At 39.2% G+C, this 9,767-nt stretch carries 12 protein-coding genes; all 12 read right to left on the bottom strand.

Annotated features, from left to right (window positions below; all coding sequences use genetic code 11):
- Positions 1–29: 29 nt before the first annotated feature.
- Complete coding sequence (locus L1068_RS10885; protein WP_237130289.1) at positions 30–1,196, bottom strand: glycerophosphodiester phosphodiesterase family protein; 1,167 nt, start codon at positions 1,194–1,196, stop codon at positions 30–32.
- A 220-nt stretch (positions 1,197–1,416) separates the two neighbouring features.
- Complete coding sequence (locus L1068_RS10890) at positions 1,417–1,704, bottom strand: YciI family protein (RefSeq protein WP_237130277.1); 288 nt, start codon at positions 1,702–1,704, stop codon at positions 1,417–1,419.
- Positions 1,705–1,764: 60 nt separating this feature from the next.
- Positions 1,765–2,346: a class I SAM-dependent methyltransferase gene (locus L1068_RS10895; RefSeq protein WP_237130278.1), complete on the bottom strand. Its 582-nt coding sequence runs from the start codon at positions 2,344–2,346 to the stop codon at positions 1,765–1,767.
- 23 nt (positions 2,347–2,369) lie between these two features.
- Positions 2,370–3,146, bottom strand: coding sequence for an alpha/beta hydrolase (locus tag L1068_RS10900; RefSeq protein WP_237130290.1), 777 nt, complete (start codon positions 3,144–3,146; stop codon positions 2,370–2,372).
- A 108-nt stretch (positions 3,147–3,254) separates the two neighbouring features.
- Entirely contained in the window at positions 3,255–3,599 is a 345-nt protein-coding gene (locus L1068_RS10905; protein ID WP_237130279.1) for a hypothetical protein, read from the bottom strand.
- 85 nt (positions 3,600–3,684) lie between these two features.
- Positions 3,685–4,089 carry a DUF1801 domain-containing protein gene (locus L1068_RS10910; protein WP_237130280.1) on the bottom strand — a complete coding sequence of 135 codons (405 nt, stop codon included), beginning with the start codon at positions 4,087–4,089 and terminating at the stop codon, positions 3,685–3,687.
- Positions 4,090–4,250: 161 nt separating this feature from the next.
- The gene (locus L1068_RS10915) at positions 4,251–4,937 is read right to left on the bottom strand and encodes a hypothetical protein (protein ID WP_237130281.1); all 687 of its coding nucleotides are present in this window, start codon (positions 4,935–4,937) and stop codon (positions 4,251–4,253) included.
- A gap of 506 nt (positions 4,938–5,443) precedes the next feature.
- Entirely contained in the window at positions 5,444–7,465 is a 2,022-nt protein-coding gene (locus L1068_RS10920) for a TonB-dependent receptor plug domain-containing protein (RefSeq protein WP_237130282.1), read from the bottom strand.
- Positions 7,466–7,663: 198 nt separating this feature from the next.
- Positions 7,664–8,095, bottom strand: coding sequence for a BLUF domain-containing protein (locus L1068_RS10925; RefSeq protein ID WP_237130283.1), 432 nt, complete (start codon positions 8,093–8,095; stop codon positions 7,664–7,666).
- Between the two features lie 316 nt (positions 8,096–8,411).
- Positions 8,412–8,573, bottom strand: a complete 162-nt coding sequence (locus L1068_RS10930) for a hypothetical protein (RefSeq protein ID WP_237130284.1) — start codon at positions 8,571–8,573, stop codon at positions 8,412–8,414.
- Positions 8,574–8,729: 156 nt separating this feature from the next.
- Entirely contained in the window at positions 8,730–9,047 is a 318-nt protein-coding gene (locus L1068_RS10935; RefSeq protein ID WP_237130285.1) for a hypothetical protein, read from the bottom strand.
- A gap of 86 nt (positions 9,048–9,133) precedes the next feature.
- Positions 9,134–9,767 (bottom strand): hypothetical protein (locus tag L1068_RS10940; RefSeq protein ID WP_237130286.1); only part of this gene is annotated, 634 nt, incomplete at its 5' end.

Consider the following 9,767-nt stretch of genomic DNA (forward strand, 5'->3'; position numbering starts at 1 on the left):
TCACTTTAAGCTATGCCTCAACTGCGCGATTACGCGCAGTTGCTGTAAAAAGTAGTGGTGGCGGGCCAATCACTAAATACCCCAATTACACCTACTTTTTTAGCGAGAAAGTCGAGCAACTCTAAGGTAAAACCTTCATTTTTAATTGCCGGTTTAACTGATTGATAATAAAAACCGCCACCTTGTGTGAGTTGCCCTGAGCGCTCTAACGTCCATGTAATTATTTTTAGTCCGGCTTTTTTTGCCTCTAGCGCATAGGCTGATTCAATCAGTTGATTCTTTTCACCTAAACTTACCAACACCCAAAGTGGTGGCGCAATAATGTTGATGCCCATGGCTTTTAATTCGCTCATGCTGTGTTGCCACGTTGTGGGGTTATTGTGATCAAAATTATCTTGTTCATAGCCATCGTCTAAATACACAGCTTGCGTGGCAAAATCAGGATGATGTTTAATCCAATATTGTAAATCGCCAAGCTCAAACGATTGCACAAATACATCGCTTGGAGAAATACCCGCTTGTTTATATTCGCCGATAAGCATTTTTGCGTATTGGTGTTGTGATAATCCATCAAACGGCATTGTTACTTGGGGCTTTTTAAGCTCAGGTGTCATTTTGACACCGAGACTTTTAAATAGGTCAATGCTTTGTTGGTGAGTCATTAAAGTGCCGTTAGCAGCATATAAATCAGTGCGCCAATTAGGTGTGCCAGTTAGGTAGTCTTGCGGCGTTTTGGCGTACACGTTGGCGCCGTCCATTTTGCCTGATAACTGTAAAAACTCTGCGAGCGTAAAATCGGACGTGCAGCACTCTACTTGTGCTTTTTTGCCAAGGGACTTGTCACCTGGAGTAAAAGGGATGCGGCATTTCTTAGCTAATTCTGGCTTTGCCAGCACGTTTGTTGTTTGGTGCAAATCACATTGCGAATGGCGACATACTAGGGCTTTGTCTTTAGTAAAGGCGACATCACATTCTAAAATACCCGCGCCCATTTTTGCTGCAGCAAGGTAAGACTCTTTGGTATGTTCTGGAAATTGCAGTGGCGCTCCGCGATGGCCAATAGAAAAATCGGATTTTTCGAAGGTATTTGTATTACAACTTTCAAGCTGGGTTTTAAGTGGTGAGTTGTCCATTTTCGAGACGAGATAATATGGTCGCACACCCACTTCAACTTTTTCATTATGTGTTTGTGACATGCTTTGGCAGCCACTAAGAAGCAAGATCATCAAGAAAATTATCGCGCGCATATATAACCCTTATAGTTATGATTTGCCCATTACAGCACAATAAAATGACAAAATGTGAAACAACACATTATTTTTGGCAATGCGCATATTAACCTTGCTGTGGTGTATTAATACTTGAGCACTAGCAGTGTGATTTTGTTACTTTACGGCCTTACCTAAATGACATTGGCTAATCAATCAAAAACTTCAGCTCGGTGACTGCTTTAGTCGGTATAACTTCTGTTATCTCGTAGCTGGCTATGTTTTCACGATAAAAAGGGTCATGTGCTAGTTCGCGCTCCAGTGTTTTGCGATCGTTAATGGTTGAAATGATCACGCCACCTGTTCTTGGCTCTTTTCGGCCCGACAAAATGAAATGTCCTTTTTCATATTGGGCATTTAGGTATTCAATGTGCTCAGGTATAAATTTATCAACCTCGTTAAGTGGCACTTGGTAGGTGAGTGAAATAATAAACATATGTCGTCCTTGATTTATAAATGCAAAGTCTGATTATTAGCGCGAAAAGGCCAATACGCTTTAATTGTTTTTAGCGATGCCCATTAATACCTGCATAGTGCTATTGTTGCTGGTTAATGAAAATGCGTTCGTCACGCTTTCAATAAGCAAGTTTGCGTTTTTATAGCCTTGGCTGATCATCTCTGGTGTAAAACCAAAGTTATCCTGCTCGTTGTGCTGCCAATCCCATTGTACAAACGTACCGTTTTGTTTTAACAAGCATTTAAACAAGGTTAATAACTGCTGGTAATTTGGCACAAACGCGCACACTGATGATGCAACAATTAAGTCAAAACTTTCTGTTAACAATGGGTTATTTGTAATTTCGTATTCAGATAGTTCACAACAAAGCGTTTTTACATTGGTAAGCGATTTGGCGTTTAACACATCAATCATTTTCGCTGATGTATCAATGGCAATGACCTCTGCGGCTTGTTTCGCAATTTTTTCTGTAAGCAAGCCTGTACCACAACCAAAATCGAGCACGCGTAGGCCATTTAGTTCTGCATATTGTGTAAGTGATTTGAAAGCGTTTTCGGCATAAAGGATCACATCTTGGTTGCTGTCCCAGCCATCGGCATATTCATCCCAACTATTGCTCATATTTGTTCCTGTTTTAAAAGTGTTTAAGGTTTGATGCGCGTAAGTAAAGCACGTATTTCGCTTACAACCATTTCGGGCTCGTCTCTTTGCGGGAAGTGATAACTTTTATCTGTTAATACGGCTTTTCCTTGTGGAAATGCTGAGGCCCAATCGGTATGTAACTCCCCCCACATTTTGCGCCCTTCGTCAGTAAAAAATAATAACGGAGGATTTTCAAATTTCTTAACTGATGCAATCACAGTAACCGGAATATCTGGAATTTGCGGGTAGTCGGGCAACGGGCGCTTAGACCAAAAATCTAAATATTGGTTAGAAAGCCCATTTGCTTGGTCGTCGAGTTTTACTTGCGCAATTTCTTTTTCTGCTTGTGCTAAGTTAATTTGGCGCATGATATCGACATCGTGCTCTGAGGCTGGCTCAATCAGCATTAATGCGCTTACTTGTGTTGGGTAAGTTGCCGCAAATCGTCTTGCGATGTAAGCGCCGTAAGAATGGGCAATTAACACCACGGGTTTATTAATTTTTAGTGCAGCAAGTAGTAAATGCGCTTCTTCTGCATATTCTTCAGAGCTGTAATTTTTAGTTAGTTTTTGCGAACCGCCATTGCCAATGCGCGAATAGCGAATAACACGCGCATGCTGAGTTAGCGTGTTGAAAATAGGGTCCCAATCGGATAAACCTGCCGAGCCTCCGGCTTCTAATAAAATGGTATGCTCACCGCTACCAGCTATTTGGTATTCGACGGTAACCCCTTTTACTTTTGTAAATTGAGCGGTAGCGAAAACATTAAAAGTGAGCAGTGAACTTGCGAATAACAACCAAAATTTCAAAATAACTCCTTGTTATGGTGGTGGGAGGTGAATATTTTAAGACAAAAACTAATACCAGTTTGCCCTTAGCCAAATAGCCTAATAGTCACAGGTGTATTTACTGTAATTCCAACTTCCACCTGAATCTAAGCAGGTGTCTGAGTGTAAAAATTCGTTTAAGAATGGCGTAACAGAGAGGGTGATTGCAGCAACTGCTAGCCAGACTTTAAATTTATTGTGTGACTTTTTGATAATAATGACAGCAAATAATGTGCACGATGCGGCCCACATTAAATTGTGTTTACTGTGCTCATTCCAAGCAAACTTGCTTTTATCGGGCAAGCTTATGGTCCAATAATTAAAAAATGCAGTGTTCACAAAAATTAAAGCAGTAACAACAAGAGACGTTGCGATACACCATTTTAAAATCTTAAGCTTATTCATGTGGTAATATTCTGATTAACGTATTTGCACGATTATGACTTAATTTTAGGTACATGTATTGTAAATAACTGTATTATTTAATTTGCTAAGCGCCTAGTAACGGCAGGTGTTTACGCCGCTGGTAGGTTAATGCGAGTGTTAAACATTGGCGAATAACATGATGCGGTAAAGGCTTATTGAGCGGCAGTATTATTGCTCTGTTTGCTTGAAATTCAAATGCATCGCGATAGAGTTCACGAAACGTATCGACAAGCTTGGTGCGGCAGTTAAAATACAATGCATAGTATTGAGGGTTTTTGGGCTTCCAGTCCATGCGTATTGGCGTACCTGATTTCACACTGTAGCTTGGCTCGCCCCATTTTAAACATTCATCAACATCGCCTAAGTTTAATTCTGTTGCCAGTGAAAATATTAGGCTGCGTAATTCTTCTAAACGTTGCTGTACGTGAAGAGGGTAAGTACGCAAACGCTTTTGTACTTCATTGTTCATGTCGCTTCCTGCTATCGATTAGGGTTCTATAAATCTTATTTATGTTTTGGTCACAAATAATTAGAGCAAAAAGGCTAATACGCGCTGGTACTTAATCAAGTTTATTTATACCGCGGGCTAGTAGCACTCTTTGCTAAAAATGGTATTAACTACCTTAAACACTATTTTAAATCGCCATGCTCTAGGTAGTATGCGTGAACTTTGATTGGATTAACATTGAGTTGGTGTGCAATTTCCTCATTACTAAGGTGTGTGCTCATACCTTCTATGTTAAATTTTTGCATTAGCGATGATGCGCTGTTAATCCAAAAAAAGTGATCAACTCCAGGTTTACCTTCAATAATACGGGCATAGAATTGCCTTGTTACGCCATTGGGAGTGAGGCGAATGTATTCCGCAGTTTTTGGCATATCCGGATTAAGCTGTTGTCTAAAAATAACGTCTTTCACAATGATGTTTTGGTGAGGTAATTCAAGCGTTCCACCGCGTTCAAAATGATCTGAGTATAGATCAGCCGTAAACTGCCATATTCCTTTTTTATCTTGGGCTAGCTGGGTTAGGTCAAATCGTTCTGGCGATAGCGTCCAATAATTTGAGCTATTTGCTAGCGCATTTCGCAACTTAGTGTGATTTACACTGTTTGCGAGCTCAAAACGCACAATTAACTGCATGTCGTGGGGAGCATGAAACATAGGTAAGTGTGACGCATAAAGTGATTGCCCATCTGAAAAAAGCAGCATGCCATGTAAACCAACTCGTGCGTTATGCGGGTGGCTACTGTTTTTCGCAGAGGCACCGTTAGCAACACCAAGTAAAATGGATAAAATAATTGGCAATATGGTTTTCATTACATAACTCCATGCTTTGTTTGTGAAAAAAGTAACCCCAAAACACTGATAGTGAGGCTGCATGTAAATACCCAAGCAGTAATCGACAGGGTGTTCTTAAACACGAAGTGTTGAATAATTGCTTGCCCTAAAATGCCAAGATCAACCCAAATAGTATACGATAACGTTATTGGAATTGTTTTACTGGCAACGCCAAGCAGATGCAAGCATAAAGCCATGTAAGTGCACAGTTGAAGAGTATAAAAATGAGATTTTGCGGATGTGTGAGCGCCGAGTAGCCCAACCCATAAAATTTCGAAAAGTGATGCACCAAAAAGCGCGAGATAACTCAGAAACATAACGCCACCTAATTAAATTGGGTGGGGCCGTCCCCGATGAAAATGGAGCGGTAAGGTCGTCCTTACTTCCTAACGGATGCTAAAAGTAGCAAAAGCAAAGCGCATCTGCAACACCCTTTTAACGTTTGAACAAGTCACGTGTGTATATTAGTAAATCATGTGCTTTAGTTAAAACGAATACTGAAAATCCAACATTACGCGTGTGCTTTCGTAGTTTATAGGTGATTGGCCCCCTTTAAAGGGTTGTACCGCATACACATTGCTATTAAAGAGGTTTTTGATGCCAAAATTCCATAACGTATGAGTGGTTCTAAATTGATAGAAAGCATCAACATCATAAATCGTATCTAATTTTTCTGGCTCGCCGCAGATAAAGTTTGGATCATTAGTACAAGCATATTGACCCGAAATAACTCTACCCAGTAGATGAAAGCGCGAATTGGCAGTAAAACGATAGTGGAAATCAGCCTTAAACATATGGTTTGGAATACCCAAAACCGCATCTTTGTTTGATGGAATAGTGAAGGAATCAATATTACTTTTTTCAACGGTAAAGTATGAATAATTCGCATTGAAATGGAGCTTATCTAATTGCCACTTAAGTTGCAGCTCCATACCCATTGTTCTAAAATCACCGAGAGTTGTATTACTGGCTGATTGCGGATTAAAACCAATAAAATTATCTACTTGTAATAAATATAAGTTACCTACGAGTGACGTCGTTTCGGTTAATTGATAACCTGTTTCCATTTCCCAGCTTTTACTGGTTTCTGGATCTAATATGGGAGTGCCTGCATTGTGTGCACTAGCTACGGTATCAAATTGCGGTATTTTAAATGCCTCGTTGTAGATTAATTTTGTATGAAGCTTGTCCCAAGTTTTGGTCAGTGACAGCCTAGGTACCAGCTCAGGCCCCGCTAAGTCGTGATTTTCGTAGCGGATACCGGCAAGTATGTTGGCAAAATCCCAATCCGATTCGTATTGGGCGTACAACGAATAATCATTATTTGACGCGTTATTGCTGCCAAAATATCGTACTGTTGGGTCGAAAATGTAAGATTGGCTCACCTCGGCTTTTTCATAATAATAATGAGAGCCAATCAAGAGACTGGTATTATCAGCTAATGCATACAAACCTTGAACATCAACGCGTGAGCGGTTTATTTTGCGTGAGAGATCATGACCATATTGCCCTTGGCTATTCCATGGCTTTTGATTGGTGTAAGTTAATTTACTGCTTAGCGCGAGCTTATCATTAAGCTGCCACTCTTTACCTAAACTAATCGCTTGATGTAAAAAGGTTAACTCATTGGCTTGCGTGTAACGCTGGTTTGGCGAAAAAAATAACCCCGAGTCGCCAAACAATAGGCGGTCTTCTTGTTTTAACTTTTCATATTGTGCATTTAAATCCCAACCGTTATAGCGCAGATTCATGCTTAGGTTAGTCGGTTGCGAGTTGCTATTGTTTTGCAGGTTAAATTGATAACCGTCCAGCGCTTGCCAAGTGGCATTACTGTAATCACCATAGCCTAAACTACCAGAAAGCCCATATTCTAACTGGGAAGATTTAAGTGTTACTTCGCCCGAGTGAGTAAAACCAACAATGCCATTATGAAAACCGGATTTACCAATGTCTGTCATCAGATTGAGTTTATTGTCGCCGGTTGCTTGGTTGAGTGTGGTGACGCGGATTACAGCTAAAGCAGCTTGACCACCATATTTAACGGACCCAGGACCACGAATGATCTCTACCTGAGAGATATTACTTACAGGATAGCGATTTCCCAAAACCAGTGAGCCAAATGCCATTTCATTTTGTTCAATGCCGTCAATAATCAGTAATATTTTTGCTTCCATGCCCCAAATACCACGAAAGCTTACCGAGAATGTGCCCAAGGTATCGGTGCCAAGCCAAAACCCAGGTACCTGTTTTAATAAATCTTTTAAGTAACGCGCACCAGAACTTTCAATGGTACTGCGAGTGATTAATGTTATGACACTTGGTTGTTCGTTTATGCCTTTTTTATCGTTGGATGCGATATCAATTTCGATGTCCATTAATTCTTGAATGGATAAGGAGAAAAGGTCAGCTTCAGAGCTCAGTGTTTGTGCGTATGTTTTAAACGGTAACCCACTCAAAATAAGTAACGAAATAAAGAGCATGCAGGTCATAAGGTGATTGAAAATCATACTAAATTACAGATGAGCAGGGTATATATATAGTTTAGAAGCATTGCTATTTTTATCAACTATTTAGAGTATAGTTTTATGCTAACTTGGTCTTTAAATGGGAAAGGTTATGCTTCAAAAGTATGGATTAAATAAGGTGAATTTTGCTTGCAAGTGGAGGAAAAGGTACTGATATTGCAAATATTTGATGGTGATAAGTTATGAGTGATTGAGTTGTTTTACTGTTCCGAGCAGATTTATGAGCGCATTTTTTTTAGCGCCTTGGGTCATATCGTAATCGCTAATAAAGCGAGTCATATTTAAAAAGATTTGCCCACCTAGCGAATCAGAATCATCTGGCGAGGCAAAATACGCCATTGACCACTCCGGAAATAACCTGCCATCAAGTGCTATTTGGTCGATAACCGTTATGACTCTATGGCGCTTGTCTGATTTTATTTTCACAAATAATTCATCTAATGCGTTGGCTGGGCCTTCAATATATTGAACAAATTGGCCATTTTTAAAATAAAGAAAGCCGGTAATTGAGTGTTTTTGATTGGTGTTAGCAGCATTGATTAAAAGACAGTTAAGGTCTAATTCATCAAAAAATGTTGTTGCTTCACTGAGATACACTAACCCTGTAATCACGTTATGCTCTTTCCTATTATATTAGCAGAGCTTAGCGTATTTCTAATGTTTTACCATGTAGCGCTAAGAATTTATTACTCAAAAGTATGTTGATTAATAATGGGTTTATTGTTTTTAACTTTACTTACTCACCTAACTCTGGAATTTTTTCTTTAAAACCACTTAAAGCTGGAATATTTGTTAGACGTTTTATGCTGATTTTTTACCAATGTATCGCCGTGTTTTAATGAAATAAAAATAGTTGGCTTAAATTGGCAAAACATAAGCAACAGCCAACTATTGTTTGTCTCATTTATCCAGCTTGTTGCAGCGGAATCTAATCTCCGCCCGAGTCACCGTCGCTTCCCGAGCTAGAGCTAGAATCAGACGATGAATCAAATTCGGAATAAGCACTTACTCCCAAGTCAGCATGTCGATAAATTAAAAGAGCAGTAAAGACAAGAATAACGCCAAAAATGGGGTCATCATGAAGGTACATCCAAGCACCTAGTATTGCTATTAAGATAGAGATTATCTTTTTAATCATGTTTTACTTCCTTGTTTGGTTTTATTAAATGCAATTCCGCTTTGCTAAATGGTGTCGTTATAGCTTAGTCCGGCAGTATTTTTGGCCGAAATGTGCTTTAGCAACTTATTATATGCCGCCTAAAATATACCCAAAAGCAAAAGCGACACATGCAACCAAAATCAATTGATTTAACTTTGTTTTTTCATTGCGCTCTGAAACAGATTGCAACATAGCTTCAACAGAGCCCTTGTATTTACCAAATGCGTTTAGTGTATAGGTGGATTTATTGTTTAGTTGGCAGAAAAAATCATTATTAGAATCGAGAAACTCTCTCAGTTGTGATTGGCTAATATTAGTTTGATTTGCCAAAGTTATAATACCGCATCCAGATTTACCATGGGATGCGACAGTTTCAAGAATTTGTTTAGTTTGGTTAAAGTCCATTTATTTTCTCCGTACTTTTAATATTTCGATTTCCATCGAGTCCTAGCATTAATGCCTTGATAATTTGTCCACTTTTAAACTATTTTTTAGCTGCCTTTGCATGACACCCTTACTAAAGAACCATCACTTTTTAAAATTTGGCTACCTTCTCGAGAATTTATTAATAAGTCGCCGTTGGCAAGTTTTAAACTGCTTTTAGGTGCTCCAATTAAACCGAACAATTTGGTCAAATGTGGTTTTTTATTCAAGAACGTTACAAGGTAGAGCATTCCATTGTCACTGGACATATGGCTTAAACCTTCGGTTACAACATAACCAAACTTAAATTCGTAGATATCCTCTACATTCATATCCTGAATCAATTGGACTGAGCCAGAGTTATCGACAAAAACAAGTTCGCCACCAAATTCACCTTGTGAATCTCCTGCCAAATAGCCATAAGGTGTTTTATATGTTACTGCTGCTGGTACATGATGAGTTGTTAAATGATTCTTTCGTCCAAAATATTTATCTCGGTAATACTCCATCGAATAAACTATTGTAGCCCCAATTTCATTAGCTAATGACTCATTACTGGTGAGCTTTATTCTTCTCTCATTTTCACCGAACTGCTCCACGAAATTAAATATTTCGGCATCTGTCGCTTCAACAGATTCAACTCTAGCTCTGACAGTATCCTTAAAATACTTTTTATTTGGTTCAAGCTCTAGTGCAAGAGCT

The organism is Pseudoalteromonas sp. MMG024 (assembly GCF_021654175.1).
GTDB lineage: Bacteria > Pseudomonadota > Gammaproteobacteria > Enterobacterales > Alteromonadaceae > Pseudoalteromonas.

What these genes read in the sequence shown, in the direction of transcription:
- L1068_RS10885 (WP_237130289.1), bottom strand. Translation starts at nt 1,196, where the DNA reads ATGTCACAAACACATAATGAAAAAGTTGAAGTGGGTGTGCGACCATAT.
- L1068_RS10890 (WP_237130277.1), bottom strand. Translation starts at nt 1,704, where the DNA reads ATGTTTATTATTTCACTCACCTACCAAGTGCCACTTAACGAGGTTGAT.
- L1068_RS10895 (WP_237130278.1), bottom strand. Translation starts at nt 2,346, where the DNA reads ATGAGCAATAGTTGGGATGAATATGCCGATGGCTGGGACAGCAACCAA.
- L1068_RS10905 (WP_237130279.1), bottom strand. Translation starts at nt 3,599, where the DNA reads ATGAATAAGCTTAAGATTTTAAAATGGTGTATCGCAACGTCTCTTGTT.
- L1068_RS10910 (WP_237130280.1), bottom strand. Translation starts at nt 4,089, where the DNA reads ATGAACAATGAAGTACAAAAGCGTTTGCGTACTTACCCTCTTCACGTA.
- L1068_RS10915 (WP_237130281.1), bottom strand. Translation starts at nt 4,937, where the DNA reads ATGAAAACCATATTGCCAATTATTTTATCCATTTTACTTGGTGTTGCT.
- L1068_RS10920 (WP_237130282.1), bottom strand. Translation starts at nt 7,465, where the DNA reads ATGATTTTCAATCACCTTATGACCTGCATGCTCTTTATTTCGTTACTT.
- L1068_RS10930 (WP_237130284.1), bottom strand. Translation starts at nt 8,573, where the DNA reads ATGTACCTTCATGATGACCCCATTTTTGGCGTTATTCTTGTCTTTACT.
- L1068_RS10935 (WP_237130285.1), bottom strand. Translation starts at nt 9,047, where the DNA reads ATGGACTTTAACCAAACTAAACAAATTCTTGAAACTGTCGCATCCCAT.